Annotated in this window: 13 protein-coding genes; 1 reads left to right on the forward strand and 12 read right to left on the reverse strand. The window is 60.2% G+C overall.

Annotated elements, in window-relative coordinates; translation table 11 throughout:
• Window positions 1–70: 70 nt before the first annotated feature.
• The 4 genes from murC to Q0816_RS01695 all read right to left on the reverse strand — a co-directional run bounded on the left by murC (window position 71) and on the right by Q0816_RS01695 (window position 4,302).
• Window positions 71–1,480: a UDP-N-acetylmuramate--L-alanine ligase gene (gene murC / locus Q0816_RS01680; protein WP_298846861.1), complete on the reverse strand. Its 1,410-nt coding sequence runs from the start codon at window positions 1,478–1,480 to the stop codon at window positions 71–73.
• Complete coding sequence (locus Q0816_RS01685; protein WP_298846864.1) at window positions 1,477–2,574, reverse strand: UDP-N-acetylglucosamine--N-acetylmuramyl-(pentapeptide) pyrophosphoryl-undecaprenol N-acetylglucosamine transferase; 1,098 nt, start codon at window positions 2,572–2,574, stop codon at window positions 1,477–1,479. Before Q0816_RS01685 ends, murC begins: the two co-directional genes overlap by 4 nt.
• Window positions 2,574–3,737 carry a putative lipid II flippase FtsW gene (gene ftsW, locus Q0816_RS01690; RefSeq protein ID WP_298846866.1) on the reverse strand — a complete coding sequence of 388 codons (1,164 nt, stop codon included), beginning with the start codon at window positions 3,735–3,737 and terminating at the stop codon, window positions 2,574–2,576. Before ftsW ends, Q0816_RS01685 begins: the two co-directional genes overlap by 1 nt.
• Window positions 3,738–3,966: 229 nt before the next feature.
• Complete coding sequence (locus Q0816_RS01695) at window positions 3,967–4,302, reverse strand: cupin domain-containing protein (protein ID WP_298846868.1); 336 nt, start codon at window positions 4,300–4,302, stop codon at window positions 3,967–3,969.
• Window positions 4,303–4,493: 191 nt separating this feature from the next.
• Between Q0816_RS01695 and Q0816_RS01700 the strand changes: the two genes are divergently transcribed.
• Entirely contained in the window at window positions 4,494–5,675 is a 1,182-nt protein-coding gene (locus Q0816_RS01700) for an NAD(P)/FAD-dependent oxidoreductase (protein WP_298846870.1), read from the forward strand.
• Window positions 5,676–5,725: 50 nt separating this feature from the next.
• On the opposite strand, the gene Q0816_RS01705 is transcribed toward Q0816_RS01700, so the two are convergent.
• From Q0816_RS01705 to rsmH, 8 genes are all read right to left on the reverse strand, one after another.
• Window positions 5,726–6,100 carry a glycine zipper family protein gene (locus tag Q0816_RS01705; protein WP_298846872.1) on the reverse strand — a complete coding sequence of 125 codons (375 nt, stop codon included), beginning with the start codon at window positions 6,098–6,100 and terminating at the stop codon, window positions 5,726–5,728.
• 99 nt (window positions 6,101–6,199) lie between these two features.
• Complete coding sequence (gene murD / locus Q0816_RS01710) at window positions 6,200–7,597, reverse strand: UDP-N-acetylmuramoyl-L-alanine--D-glutamate ligase (protein WP_298846874.1); 1,398 nt, start codon at window positions 7,595–7,597, stop codon at window positions 6,200–6,202.
• A 149-nt stretch (window positions 7,598–7,746) separates the two neighbouring features.
• A complete protein-coding gene (mraY, locus tag Q0816_RS01715; RefSeq protein ID WP_298846876.1) occupies window positions 7,747–8,829 on the reverse strand; it encodes a phospho-N-acetylmuramoyl-pentapeptide-transferase in 1,083 nt (360 codons plus the stop codon).
• Between the two features lie 36 nt (window positions 8,830–8,865).
• Window positions 8,866–10,260 carry a UDP-N-acetylmuramoyl-tripeptide--D-alanyl-D-alanine ligase gene (gene murF, locus Q0816_RS01720; RefSeq protein WP_298846878.1) on the reverse strand — a complete coding sequence of 465 codons (1,395 nt, stop codon included), beginning with the start codon at window positions 10,258–10,260 and terminating at the stop codon, window positions 8,866–8,868.
• Window positions 10,257–11,756 (reverse strand): UDP-N-acetylmuramoyl-L-alanyl-D-glutamate--2,6-diaminopimelate ligase, encoded by a 1,500-nt coding sequence (locus Q0816_RS01725; protein WP_298846880.1) that lies wholly within the window; start codon window positions 11,754–11,756, stop codon window positions 10,257–10,259. The genes murF and Q0816_RS01725 overlap by 4 nt, the downstream gene beginning before the upstream one ends.
• Before the next feature lie 22 nt (window positions 11,757–11,778).
• On the reverse strand, window positions 11,779–13,566 hold the full coding sequence (locus Q0816_RS01730) for a penicillin-binding protein 2 (protein WP_298846882.1): 1,788 nt from the start codon (window positions 13,564–13,566) through the stop codon (window positions 11,779–11,781).
• Window positions 13,563–13,931, reverse strand: a complete 369-nt coding sequence (locus tag Q0816_RS01735; RefSeq protein WP_298846884.1) for a cell division protein FtsL — start codon at window positions 13,929–13,931, stop codon at window positions 13,563–13,565. The genes Q0816_RS01730 and Q0816_RS01735 overlap by 4 nt, the downstream gene beginning before the upstream one ends.
• Window positions 13,928–14,920, reverse strand: a complete 993-nt coding sequence (gene rsmH, locus Q0816_RS01740; protein WP_298846886.1) for a 16S rRNA (cytosine(1402)-N(4))-methyltransferase RsmH — start codon at window positions 14,918–14,920, stop codon at window positions 13,928–13,930. Before rsmH ends, Q0816_RS01735 begins: the two co-directional genes overlap by 4 nt.
• Window positions 14,921–14,923 lie beyond the last annotated feature (3 nt).

The raw sequence follows: 14,923 nt of genomic DNA on the forward strand, positions 1-14,923 counted from the left end.
CCTCCGAGGACGTGCGATAGCTGCGGGCAGATTACCACACTTTCAGGTTGTGCATCAATCAAACGGGAAGTCAAACGGCTTGTTTTCGTTGCAATCTCTCGGGCAGGCCGTTGGCCCAGACGCTGATCGTACCGGCGCCGAGACAGACAACCATATCGCCGGGACGGGCCTGTTCCCGCACAAGACGTTCAAGATCGTTTTCATCGAGCAGCGCGCGGGCATGGCGGTGGCCGTGGCGGATCAGGCCTTGCACCAGATCGTCACGGGTTGCACCTTCGATCGGGTCTTCGCCGGCGGCAAAGACCTCCGCGATGGCCACGACATCGGCGTCGTTGAAGCAGGTGCAGAAATCGTCGAACAAGTTGGACAGGCGCGAATAGCGGTGCGGCTGATGCACGGCGATCACGCGGCCTTCGGTCGCCTGACGCGCGGCTTTCAGAACAGCGGCAATCTCGACCGGGTGGTGGCCGTAATCGTCGATGATGGTGACGCCGTCGACTTCTCCGACCTTGGTGAAGCGACGGTTGACGCCGCCGAAATTGGCCAGCGCTTCGCGGATTTCCGAGGCTTTCATGCCCAGATGGCGGGCAACGGCCACGGCGGACAGCGCGTTCGAGACATTATGGTCTCCGGGCATCGGCAGGGTACAGCCTTCGATCACCTTGTCTTCGTATTGCAGATGGATATCAAAATGCGCAACGCCGCCTTTGTAGGTCAGGTTCTCGGCGCGCACGTCGGCTTGTGCGTTGAACCCATAGGTGCGCACACGGCGGTCGGTGATGCGACCGACCAGAGCCTGCACCTCGGCATGATCCGTGCAGCAGACGGCCAGACCGTAGAACGGCAGGTTCGAAACGAACTCATAGAAACCGTCGCGCAACGTGTCGAAATCGCCCCAGTGCTCCATATGCTCGGGGTCGATATTGGTGACGATGGCGATAGTGGCAGGCAGACGGTTGAACGAGCCGTCGGATTCGTCGGCCTCGACGACCATCCATTCGCCCTGCCCCATCCGCGCGTTCGAGCCATAGGCATGAATGATACCGCCATTGATCACGGTCGGGTCAAAATCCCCCGCGACCATCAACTCGGCCATCATGGTCGTCGTAGTGGTCTTGCCGTGCGTTCCGGCGATGGCAATATTCGAGCGCAAGCGCATCAGTTCGGCCAACATGTCAGCTCGGCGGACAACAGGCAGGCCCTGCGCGCGCGCCTTGTCCAGTTCCGGGTTGCCCGGTTTGATCGCGGTTGAAGTGACAACGACAGCTGCGTTTTTAAGGTTCTCGGCGCGTTGGCCGACAAAGATCTCCGCGCCCAGACTTGCCAGACGGTCGGTGATCTTGGATGCTTTGAGGTCCGAGCCCTGCACCCGATAGCCAAGGTTCAACAGCACCTCAGCGATGCCTGACATCCCGATTCCGCCGATCCCAACAAAATGAATCGGCCCTACGTCCTGGGGCAGTTTGGTTGCTGGATTCATGTGGTCTCCTTCTGCGCCAATTGCTCGACCAGGGCGACCAGACGCTCAGTGGCGTCGGGTGCCCCGACAGACAAGGCGGCGTGGGCCATTTTCTGTGCGGCTTCAGGGTTCGTGAGAACCGTGGTGATTTGCTGTGTCAACGCGGGAACGTCAAGTGCCTTTTCCGGGATCATGATGGCCCCGCCCGCCTGCACCAACCCACGCGCGTTTGCAGTTTGATGATCCCCGGCGGCAGCGGCGAACGGGATCAGGATCGAAGGACGCCCGATGACTGAAATGTCGGCAACGCTGGACGCGCCCGAGCGTGAGATCACCAGCTGGGCATCCGACATGCGACGGGGGACATCATCGAAGAAGGGCTGCACATCGGCGCGAATGCCGTGGTCGTTGTAGAAGGCTGTGACGCGCTCGCCGTCTTCGTCCCGTGCCTGATGCGAGACGCGGATGTGATTGCGGATGTCTTCGGGCAGTGCGGCGATGGCTCCGGGCACAACATCGCTGAGGATGCGAGCGCCTTGCGACCCGCCCATGACAAGGACCGACATCGGATAATCACCGGGCGGAATGTAACCGGCTGCGGCGCGGTCCAGAACGGCAGCCCGGACCGGGTTGCCAGTGTGGATGCCATGTGCGCCTTCGGGCAGGTCCGTGGGCCAGACACCGCAGGCCACCTGCGCGACGCGGGTGGCGAACAACTGGTTCACACGCCCCAACACTCCGTTCTGTTCGTGGATCATGCGGGGGATTTTAAGCATGGTCGCCGCGCTCAGCGCCGGGATCGAAGGATACCCGCCGAAGCCCACAACAACATCGGGCTTGTCCCGCATCATCTGGAACACCGTGCTGGCGACGCCGCCCGCAATCTTGGGACCGGCCATAGCCTTGGCCACCAGGCCGCCACGGGCGAAAGTGGCTGAGGACGCCTCGACAATCTCGGTCGAATGCGGGAAACTTCCGGTATAGCGGGCGCCGCGCGGGTCGGTAGACAGGCGCACACGCCAGCCCTTGTTAAGCATCGCCTCGGCCAGCGCCTGAGCGGGGAACATGTGCCCCCCAGTCCCACCAGCCGCAATCAACAGGTATGGAGTCCCCATTATCCTCGTCCGCGTAGAATATCGCCAAGTTCGCCCTGTGGGCGGTTTCGGGTAAAGGCCAGCAGCATTCCGACCGCAATACCGCCTGCAATCAGCGATGAGCCGCCATAGCTGACAAAAGGTAGCGTCATACCCTTCGCGGGCAGCAGACGTACGGCAACACCCATGTTGATCATCGCCTGCACGCCGAACATGCACGCCAGACCGGTACCCGCCAGACGGATGAACATGTCGCGTTCCCGCATCAGGCGCAGCAGCGAGCGTACCACGATCAACGAATAAAGCGCGATGATGATGAGCACCAGGATCAGGCCGTATTCCTCGGCCGCGACGGCAATGATGAAATCGGTATGCGCGTCCGGCAGAGACCATTTCACCTGCCCCTCACCCACACCGACACCGAACAAACCACCTTCACGAATGGCGTTGGTGGCATAGCCCAACTGCGTGGTCGGATCGACCTCTTGATTCAGGAAGCCATCGATACGACGGGCAAAATGTTCAGAATTGGAATAGGCAAACATACCACCCAGAACAACAAACCCGGCCATTCCGACCAGCAGCAGCATCGGCGCCCCGGCGACAAAGTACATCACCCCCCAGCCGAACAGGATCAGGCAGGCCTGGCCGAAATCAGGCTGCATCACCAGCATGCCGACAATCGCCATGCACAGCGCAAAGGACCAGATGCGCCCCGGCGGGCCGTTGATTTCCTGCGAGGCGGCCAGCAGCCACGCGGCCACAACGATGAACCCGGGTTTCAGAAACTCGGACGGCTGCAGCGAGGCAAAGCCCAACGAGTACCAACGCACCGCGCCCTTACCAAAGTCGGTCCCGAAGACAGGCAGGAAGACCAGCGCCACAAAAGCACCCAGAAACCCCAGCACCGCCAGACGGCGCACCAGGGTCGGCGACATCATCGAGGTCAGCAACATCGCGATCAGCGCCAATCCGCCGAAGATGGCCTGACGTTCAACATAATGGAAAGGATCAAAACCGTTTCGACCGGCAAGCGGCGGCGATGAGGCCAGCCCCAGCAACAACCCGATGGTAAACAGGATCAGAACGCAGGACATCGTCCAACGATCAATTGTACGCCACCATTTCGGTAGAATCGGTTCTCCGCGCCGGTCCTGAACCGCGCCATACACCATCTCAGTCATGAGATACCGCCACTCTCTGCCTCGTTAACGCCCCGTTTTCGGGATCTGATTGAGAGTTTACAAGGATTTTTACCTTTGGGCTAGCGGAATGAAGACATAACACAGAAATCGACCTGCCATGTGCGCCTCATCCCTCATATGCCTCAGGATGGCCATGGATGTTGGAGTTGTAACTGCTGCTCTTAGTCGAACAGCGTGCGGTTGAACCCACAAGGCGCATCGCTTTGCGCTAGTCTTTAATCGGGTATCGGTCAGGTTCTTCAAACACGTCGATGACACGAGACCCCGCCTTGATAACTCCACCGTGCTCAACCCCGCTCGGGATCGAATAACTGTCGCCGGGACGATAGGTGTTGGTCTGGTCACCTATTGTGAGTTCAATTTCCCCTTCAACCACTGTCCCCCATTGGGCACCATGCGAATGCAAGGGAAGTTCCATATCCTTTAGAAAAGTGAGAAATGCGACCAAACCTGCGTCGGATCGAATAACGGCCGTCTGCACTACGTCTTCAGGGAACGGCACATCCAGTTTTGGGAAGGACGCTATAAATTCCGGAAATTGCATTGAAAATTCCTTTTGTCAGCGGGTTTTGTCAAAAATTTTGGTGGTCAAGGCAACAGCATGACAGTACACTGAACATCTGGCAATCCTCACGTCAGTTGACCTCAGATTTGGGAATACGCATGTGGCTCGTCTCGTGAACCACATCGGCATGAGCTCTTGCCATCCTGCCTAATCCACGCCATGCGCACCACATGACCTACGACACGATCATCCTTGGCGCCGGGGCCGCCGGCATGATGTGCGCAGCCTATTGCGGCGGGCGTGTGCTGGTGATCGACCACGCCAAGGCGCCGGGTGAAAAAATCCGCATCTCGGGCGGTGGACGCTGCAACTTTACCAACATGTATGCGGGTCCCGACAACTTCCTGTCGCAGAACCCGCATTTCTGCAAGTCCGCGCTGGCTCGGTACACGCAGTGGGATTTCGTCGATCTGGTCGGGCGCTATGGCATTGCCTGGCACGAGAAAACTCTGGGGCAATTGTTCTGCGATGGATCTTCGAAACAGATTATCCAGATGTTGCTGGACGAGATGAACAGTGCAGGAGCAGAGCTGTGGGTGCAAACTTCGGTGCGCGACCTGCGCAAGACGGACAGCGGGTTTGCGCTGGAGGTCGAACGTGAAGGGCAACGCCTTCATCTGACCTGCGCCAATCTCGTGCTGGCCACGGGCGGCAAATCGATCCCCAAGATGGGCGCGACCGGGCTGGCCTATGACATTGTCGGGCAGTTCGGCCTGCGCGTGACCGAAACGCGTGCGGCGCTGGTGCCGTTCACTTTCTCGGATGGTCGGTTCAAGGGCCTGTCCGGTGTTTCCCTGCCCGCACGGTTGTCGAATGACCGTACCAGCTTTGACGAGGCGCTGCTGTTTACTCATAGGGGCCTCAGCGGGCCGTCAGTGTTGCAGCTTTCATCCTACTGGCGCGAAGGCGAAGCGATCCGTGCAAATCTGATCCCAGATCTGCCCCTGTTCGATCTGTTGCGCTCGCAGCGGCAGAGTGCAGGCCGCAAAGCGTTGACCACTGAATTGGCGCGGCATATGCCGGCCCGACTGGTCGATTATCTGTGTCAATTCATTCCGATGTCCGGAAATCTGGCCGACCAATCAGATGCGAAGCTGGCTGACCTGACCTCGGCTTTGTCTGACTGGCAGTTGGTTCCGTCCGGAACCGAAGGGTATCGCACCGCCGAGGTCACGCTGGGCGGGATCGAGACCAATGATCTGTCCTCGAAAACAATGGAGGCCAAGGATGTCCCCGGCCTCTATGCAATTGGCGAAGCGGTGGATGTCACCGGGTGGTTGGGCGGCTACAATTTCCAATGGGCATGGTCATCCGGCCATGCTGCAGGTGTCGCCATTGCCGCCAGGCATTAGCCGACACGACAATTTGCGCGACTTTAGCCGACACATCAATTTGCGCGGCTTCAGCCGACGACGTTATATCCGCGCCCACGCATACAGTTGCGCACGATCACTTCCTGATTCTGGGTGTTGTTGATCGCACTTGCACCAGCACCGATCAGGGCACCGGCAGCCGCCGCTCGGCCCAGATCGCTGGCGCTGTTGTCGATGATCGCTGTCGTCGCCGCAGCACCAGCCGCGCCGATGGCCGCAGCACCAGCGGTGTTGCTGTCGAGCGTTGGCTGAGACCGGGCCAGCGCCTGACAATTGGCCAGATCAGACTGATAGTTAGGGCCTACGGCCCCATCGACGATCGGAACATAATTCGCCCCGCTATTGGCGCAGGCCCCAGCCAGCGCGACCACGGGAAGGGCGAAGAAAATTTTGCGTGCAGACATATCCGCTACCTCTTTGTGAACTGAAGGTGACGCAACCTTACTTCCTACAAAGTGTCAATCTGATTGGGAAAAGTCCAGATCAACCGGCAGGGCGCTGCCTCAGCTAAGATGTTTGCGCACTTGTTCGGCAAAGTCATCGCCGCGTTGTTCGAAGTTGTCATACTGATCGAAACTTGCTGCTGCAGGGGCCAGCAGCACGGTATCGCCCTCTTCGGCATCCTCCATGGCTTGCGCCACAGCTGCTTCCATCGTGGTGCAGACCTGAGCGTCGGCTTCAAGCTGCATCGCAAAACCGGCCGCTTCGCGACCGATCACATAGGCCTTCAGAACCTGATTCGCTGCAGCGTTCAGGGCTGCGATGCCCCCTTCTTTCTCAAGCCCGCCACAAATCCACCGGATCTTTTTGAACGCGGTCAGTGCCTTCAGCGCACTGTCGACATTGGTTGCCTTGGAGTCGTTGACGTAAGTGACCCCATCCGCCTCGGCAATGATCTGGCTGCGATGCGGCAGGCCCGGATAAGAGTGCAGCGCATCCTCGATCACGCGCGGCGCAAGGCCCAATGATCGGCAGGCGGCATAAGCCGCGCAGGCGTTTTGGTGGTTATGCGCGCCGGGCAAGCCCTTGATGACGCGCAGGTCGATGGACCCGGCCTGACGCCCTTTTCGGTATTCCGACAGGAAACCCTTGCGCGCAAAAACCTGCCAGCCCGGCCCGGTCAGTTTTCGCGCCACCGAGACACGGACCACCCGGTCATCTGCTGGCCCTTCGGCCAGTTGCCCTGCCAGAAATGCGCCCTCAGCTTCGTCGATACCAATGATCGCGCGGTCGGGGCCACCTTCGGAAAAGAGGCGCCGTTTGGCCGCGAAATATCCACCCATGCCGCCGTGGCGGTCCAGATGATCGGGCGACAGGTTGGTGAATACCGCCACATCGGGGGTCAGAGCGCGAGCCAGCTCGGTCTGATAGCTGGAAAGCTCCAGCACCACGACCGAACCATCGCCGCCCGGATCGATATCCAGAACCCCGCGCCCAATATTGCCTGCCAACTGCGCCTCGCGCCCGGCCTCGGTCAGGATATGATGGATCAGAGCGGCGGTCGTCGATTTTCCATTCGATCCCGTCACCGCGATCACGCGCGGCGGCGTGTCGTAACCGTTCCATTCCGACCCCGCGAACGAACGGAAGAATAGGCCGATGTCATTGTCCACCGGCACTCCAACATCCAAGGCTGCAGCAACCACCGGGTTGGGTTCGGGATAGAGATGTGGAATGCCCGGAGAAACGATAAGCGAAGCAATGCCGTCAAACGCGCCGTGTTTACGCAGGTCAGCGCAAGTGAAACCTTCCTCGACGGCGATGTCGCGGGCGGCTGGGTTGTCGTCCCAACACACAGGGTCTGCCCCACCAGCGCGCAGGGCGCGCGCAGTTGCCAGGCCGGACCGGCCCAGCCCCAGAACCGCTACTTTCTGTCCTGAAAAGCCTTTGACCGGGATCATCCTACCCACCTTCTTTGAATTGAATTTGGAGGTCACACTGCACCGAAGAAATTCACAATGACAAGGGGCGTGTCAGGCTCGCGCTGCAGCGCGAGCCGGGCCCAACAGTTGGCCGGAGGGCCGCAGGCCCTCCGATCCTGGCGGGAGCGCTACCGCACTTTCAGCGTTGCCAGACCGATCATCGCCAGGATCAGTGAGATGATCCAGAAACGGATGACGATGGTCGGCTCGGCCCAGCCTTTTTTCTCATAGTGGTGATGGATCGGGGCCATCAAAAAGACCCGTTTGCCGGTGCGTTTGAAGTAGAGCACCTGAATGATCACGCTCAGCGCCTCGACCACGAACAGGCCACCGACCACGGCCAGAACCAGCTCGTGCTTGGTGGCCACGGCGATTGCGCCCAGCGCGCCCCCAAGAGCCAGCGATCCGGTGTCGCCCATGAACACGGCCGCCGGGGGGGCGTTGTACCACAGGAAGCCAAGCCCCGCGCCGAAAAGCGCTGAGGTGAAGATAAATATCTCACCTGTGCCCGGGACGTAATGCACGTCCAGATATTCGGTAAAGTCGACCCGGCCCACCGCATAGGCGATGACGCCCAGAGTTGAGGCCGCGATCATCGCGGGCATGATCGCCAGGCCGTCCAGACCGTCGGTCAGGTTCACCGCGTTGGCCGCGCCAACGATCACGACAATCGAGAACGGGATATAGAAGACGCCCAGATTGAGCAGAGTGTCCTTGAGTACCGGCACGGCAAGTTGGTTCTGCAAAGCCTCGGGGTGGTGCAACGTCGCCCAAAGCGAGGCCAGTACGGCAATAATCACACCCAAAGCGAGGCGCATCCTGCCCGAGACGCCTTGAGTGTTCTGTTTTGAGACCTTGGCGTAGTCATCGGCGAATCCGATTGCCGCATAAGACAAGGTCACGAACAGCACCATCCAGACATACGGGTTATCCAGCCGCGCCCAGATCAGTGTCGAGGTCACAAGGGCGCCGACAATCAACAATCCACCCATGGTCGGCGTGCCTGCCTTGGAAAAATGACCCTCGGGGCCGTCATCGCGGATTGGCTGGCCCTTGCCCTGTTTTTTACGCAGCACGTTGATCAAGGGTTTTCCGAAGATGAACCCAAAGATCAGTGCCGTCATAAAAGCACCGCCTGCACGGAAGGTAATATACCGGAAGAGGTTCCAAAAATCCCCTCCATCCGACAGGGCGGTCAACCAGTACAGCATGCCAATACCTTTCTCACACGAGGCGCGCGGGCACGTTCACCCATCAAGCGCGCCCCCTTGCCCCATTTTGCGCAGACCGTCAACAATCGTGGCCAATGCCATGCTGAGCGAACCCTTGGCGAGCACAGTATCGCCATCCCGGATTAAACTTGGCAGTTGCTCGGCCATTTCGGCGCTGGTTTCAGACCAGAGACCGCGCTTTCCCTCGGGCAACGCATGGTGCATCGCCTGCATCAACGGGCCGATACAGTGGACCTGATCCACTTGCGCCATCGCCTTGATACCTGCCATGGCCGAGTGCATGGCCTCTTCCCGAGTACCCAGTTCTTTCATGTCGCCCAGAAACGCGATGCGGCGCGAGCCTTGCGAGGCGGCCAATACCTCCAGCGCGGCCTCCATCGAGGTTGGGTTGGCGTTATAGCTGTCATCCAGCAGTTCGATCTGCCCGCCACTGGACAACGGCAAGCTTTCGCGTACCCCGCGCCCTTTGACTGGCGACCACGCGCGCAGGCCTGCGATAGCCTGGTCCAGAACGACACCTAATTCAACGCAAGCCGCCAGAGTACCCAGCGCATTCATGGCGAAATGCGTGCCTGCAGAATTCACTTCAAATCGGATCACGTGATCACCGACCACAGCCTCGGCTTTGACGGCGTTGGACTGTGGCTGAACATCGGTCAGCCGGTAATCCGCTGCGGTGTGGCCGAAATCAACGATCCGTGCCGCCTGTTCAAGCGCCGTTTGGCGCAGGATGTCCGCGTGGTCGATATCTGCGTTGACGATCGCGGCCCCGCCGGGTTCGAGCCCCTCAAAGATCGCAGCTTTTTCGTGCGCGATGCCTGCGACCGACTCGAAGGCTTCCAGATGCACTGCCGCCACGGTTGTGACCAACGCGACTTGCGGACGGGCCTGTTTGGCCAGCGGAGCAATTTCGCCCGGGTGGTTCATGCCGATCTCGATTACCGCAAACTCGGTGTCGCGCGGCATCCGCGCGAGGGTCAGCGGAACACCCCAATGGTTGTTATAGCTGGCCACGCTGGCATGGGTCTTACCGTGTGTTTCAAGGATCGTCGCCAGCATTTCCTTGGTCGAAGTCTTGCCGACACTGCCCGTTACGCCCACCACACGTGCATCCGTTCGGGCCCGGGCCGCCTGTCCCAAAGCTTCGAGCCCCGTTTGTACGTCATCGACGACTAGCAGAGGTGCACCTTCAGGCACATCGTCGGGAATACGAGAAACAAGTGCCGCCGCAGCGCCTTTTTCCAGCGCCTGCGCCACGAAATCATGCCCGTCCCGCGCCGCTTTCAACGCCACGAACAGATCGCCGGGCTGAAGGGTGCGGGTGTCGATGGACACGCCATTTGCGGCCCAATCGCTCGTTGCCTGCCCTCCGGTAGCCTCAGCGGCCTCGGACGCCGTCCAGAGTGTCATGCGACCCTCCCGTCCAGCGCGGCAACGGAAATGCTGGCCTGCTCCACATCATCGAATGGCAGGACCTGATCGCCCACGATTTGCCCGGTTTCATGGCCCTTTCCTGCGATCAAAAGCGCGTCGCCGGGTTGTAGAGCATCGATGCCGCGCAAAATGGCTTCGGCACGGTCACCGACCTCGGTCACACTGGTGTCGCCTGCGGCTTGCAAAGCGCCTGCCATGACGGCTGCGCGGATGCTGGACGGATCTTCGCTGCGCGGGTTGTCATCGGTGACAAAGACCACGTCTGCGTGGGTTGCAGCCGCTTTGCCCATCAGGGGGCGTTTTGTAGCGTCGCGGTCGCCACCTGCGCCGACAATGGCAATCAAACGACCCATCACATGGGGGCGCAGCGCCTTCAGAGCCGTGGCCACGGCGTCAGGCGTGTGGGCGTAATCCACAAAAACCGTTGCGCCATTGTTGCGGGTTGCAGCCAATTGCATCCGCCCCCGAACCGTCGTCAGGTGCGGCAGGGTTTCAAAGACCTTATCGGGGTTGTCGCCTGCGGAGATCACCAGCCCGCAGGCCAGCAGGATGTTTTCGGCCTGGAACCCACCGATCAAATTCAGACGGGTCTGGAAGGTTCTGCCCTGCCACGCAAAGCGCAGATCCTGTCCGGTGGCATCAAACCGCTGGTTGATCAGGCACAGATCGGCATCACCCAGACCAACGCTCAGCATCGACTGACCCCGCGCCTCGGCGATCCGCCTGACCTGAGCCCCCTTTGGGTCGCTCAGATTGATTACGGTGGTTCCATCCTGCGGCAAAACACGGTCGAACAGGCCCATTTTGGCAGCGAAATAAGCTTCAAACGTTTCGTGGTAGTCCAGATGGTCCTGTGTGAAATTCGAGAACCCGGCCGCGGTCAGATGCACGCCGTCAAGACGGCGCTGTTCAAGGCCGTGGGATGAGGCCTCCATCGCGGCATGGGTCACGCCGTTTTCGGCGGCTTCCGCCAGACAGCGGTGCAGAGTGATCGGCTCGGGCGTGGTGTGAGCCAGTGGAGCGGTCCACGCGCCCTCGACCCCAGTGGTGCCGAGGTTGACGGCAGCGTGGCCAAGTTCGGTCCAGATCTGACGCACGAAGGTGGCAACAGACGTTTTGCCGTTCGTTCCGGTGACAGCGACGATGGTTTTCGGCTGCGCGCCGAACCACAGCGCGGCAGCACCGGCCAGCGCCTGTCGCGGGTCTTCGACCACAACCAGTGCCGCGTCCGAGACTGCAAGCTCTCGCGCCGCGATCTCGGCCCCTTCGGCATCGGTCAGGATCGCGGATGCCCCCATGCGCAGGGCGAATTGGATGAAATCTCCGCCATGAACGCGGGTGCCGGGAAGGGCTGCGAAAAGATAGCCGTCTTTCACCTCGCGGCTGTCAACGGCAAGACCCATGATATCGGGGTTTGCGCCCCCTCTTGCGGTCAGGGCCAGTTGGTTGAGTTTTTTCGTCCTTGTGCCCATGACCCACCTCTTGCCGGACAGCCTAGTTTGAGGTCAGCGTTATAGCAGCGCCCGCCTCAGGCTCAAGCCGGGGACGCAGGCCCAGTAGGGGGGCAACGCGACCGATAAGTTCAGCGGCAACCGGCACCGCCGTCCAACCCGCCGTGCGTCGTTTTTCGCCGTAAGCCAGAATCGAGGGCTCATCCAGCGTGACGATCAGAACGTATTGCGGATCATAGGCCGGAAAGATCGTTGCGAAGGTGGCAATGACCTTGTCATCATAGTACCCGCCACGCGGCTTGGGCTTGTCCGCCGTACCGGTTTTGCCCGCCACGTCATATCCCTTGACCTCGCCAAAGCTGGCGGTGCCGTCTGTCACCACCTTGCGCAGCATTTTCTGCGCCTGACGCGCGGTGCCCTGTGACATGACACGCGGGCCGTATTGCGGGCCGTTCTGGCGCAGGATGGTCGGGCTGACATAGTGTCCGCCATTTGCAATCGTCGCATACCCGGCGGCCAGATGCATCGGGCTGGTCGACAGGCCATGGCCATAAGAAATTGTCACGGTGCTGAGCTCGCCCCATTTCTTCGGCTTCAGCGGCGCACCGCCCTTGGCCTCGACAATCTCGAACGGGGTCGGGTCGAACATACCAAGCGCGTTCAGGAAATCCTGCTGTCGCTGGGACCCGATTTGCAGTGCCAAGCGCCCTGTGCCACGGTTTGAGCTGTGAACAATCACATCCGCCACACTGATTTTACCGTAATTCTTGCCGTTGAATTCACCAATCGGGAAGCGTCCGATCTTCATCGGGCCAGATGTATCGATGATGGTGTTCGAATTCACCAACCCAAGCTCAACCGCCTGCGCAGCAGTGAAAATCTTAAACACCGATCCCAACTCATAGACGCCCTGCACATAGCGGTTGAACAGCGGGCTGTCCGAGGGGTCAAATCCCGAGGTCGGTGGGCGTGGTCGGTCATTCGGGTCAAATGAAGGCAGCGAGGCGGCGGAAACAACCTCACCCGTATGGGCGTTCATCAAAACGGCCGAGGCACCCTTGGCGTTCATGATCTTCATACCGCCATAAAGAACCTGCTCTACCGCCGCCTGGATGGTCAGGTCCAGCGACAGCTGCAGCGGCTTGTTGCCGTTGGCCGGGTCGCGCAGATAATCGTCGAACTGCTTTTCCACGCCAGCGACGCCGATCACTTCGGCGGCGCTGACGCCTTCGCGGCCGAAACCGGACCCACCCAGAATATGCGCGGCCAGACGGCCGTTGGGATACAGCCGCATTTCACGCGGGCCGAACAGGATGCCGGGATCACCGATGTCATGGACGGCCTGCTTCTGCTCGGGCGAGATGCGTTTTTTGATCCACAGGAACTTGCGATTTCCGGTGAAATCTTTAACTAGACGCTCTTTTTCCAGATCGGGGAAAATCGCCACCAGCTGATCCGCAGCGGCAACCGGGTCGATCATCAGCGGCGGCTGGGCGTAAACGGAATAAGTGTCCAGGTTGGTCGCCAGAATACGACCCTCGCGGTCGACAACATTGGCGCGCTGCATGGCGATTGCGGCCCCCGGCGCGCTGGCCAGCGGCTCTTGCGCCTCAGAAGTTGCCAACATGCCCATGCGGACACCGACGACCGAAAACGCGCAGAAAAAGAACAGACCCAACACAAGCAGACGCCCTTCGGCGCGGGCGCGGGCGCGGTCTTTCATGTCTTCATGGCGTTTGCGGATGTTCTCACGCTCGATCACCTTGGGGTTTTCGCCCCGGGCGCGGGCGTCAAGGATACGGGCCAGAGGGCGCAGCGGGGTGCGTGTCATGGGATCTGCACCTCGCCCAATGCCTGAATGTCCGTGATGGCCTGCAATTCAATCGGATCGACGATAGGCAGGTCCGGGTCTTCTGCATAGGCAATCTGATCGGCGCGCCCGAACTGTTCGGCCCGCAGCGGCAGCAGGCCAAGGCGTTCAAAGTTCAGGTCGGCCAGTTCGCGCAGCCGGTCGGGACGGTTCAGATAGGCCCATTCGGCGTTCAGAACGGCCAAGCGTACTTGCGCCATACCGATTTCGCGCTGCAGGGATTGCGTTTCTTTTGCCACCTGCTGGGTGCGGTAGTTTTCCTGATAGGCCCACAATGCCAGCCCAAACACGGACAGAGCAGTCAACACATACAAAACACTCTTCATCTCGCCCTTCCCCCAAGCTGCGGCATCCCGATGGCTCGTGCCTCGATTTCCCCCGACGGCGCCTCAGTTCGTATTGCGACGCGCAGCTTGGCCGAGCGTGCGCGCGGATTCTCCTGCAATTCCTGTTCGTCAGGACCCACCGCCTTGCGGGTCTTCAGCGTGAATTGCGGCTGTTCCTGTTCCATCTCGGGTGCATAACGGTTCGCACGCCCGGTCTTGCCCGCACGGGATTGGAAGAACCGCTTTACCATCCGATCCTCGATGGAATGAAAGGTGACAACGGCCAGTTGCCCGCCAGGTTTCAAAGCGCGTTCGGCGGCCATGAGCCCTTGGTACAGTTCTTCGTACTCCGCATTCACAGCAATGCGCAGGCCCTGAAAGCTACGCGTCGCAGGATGAGATTGTCCCGGTTTAGGCCGCGGCAGGCAGGATTCGATGATCTCGGTCAGACGTAGGGTCGTTGTGATCGGTTCTTCCGTCCGCGCCCTGACAATTGCCTTGGCAATCCGACGGCTGGCGCGTTCTTCGCCGTAGTGGAACAAGATATCTGCCAACTGAACTTCGGTCGCGGTGTTCACCAGATCGGCGGCACTTTCGCCCTTTTGACTCATCCGCATGTCCAGCGGGCCGTCTTTCATGAAGGAAAAGCCGCGTTCGGCCAGGTCCAGCTGCATCGAAGACACACCAAGATCCAACACAACGCCGTCCAGATCTTGCGCATATTCATCCATGCGCGAAAACACACCCTGCTGCATCACCAGCCGGTCGCCATAGTCACCGACCCAATCCGCTACCATCTCAAAGGCCAGCGGATCGCGATCAACGCCGATAACCTTGTCAGCTCCTGCATTGAGCAACCCGCGCGTGTATCCGCCTGCCCCAAAGGTGCCGTCCAACCAAACGCCGCACACCGGAGACACCGCGGCCAGCAATGGACGCAGCAATACAGGAATATGAGGTTTATTAGAGGAGGGGATAGCGCCGGACATGCC

This window comes from uncultured Ruegeria sp., assembly GCF_947497005.1.
Lineage (GTDB): Bacteria > Pseudomonadota > Alphaproteobacteria > Rhodobacterales > Rhodobacteraceae > Ruegeria.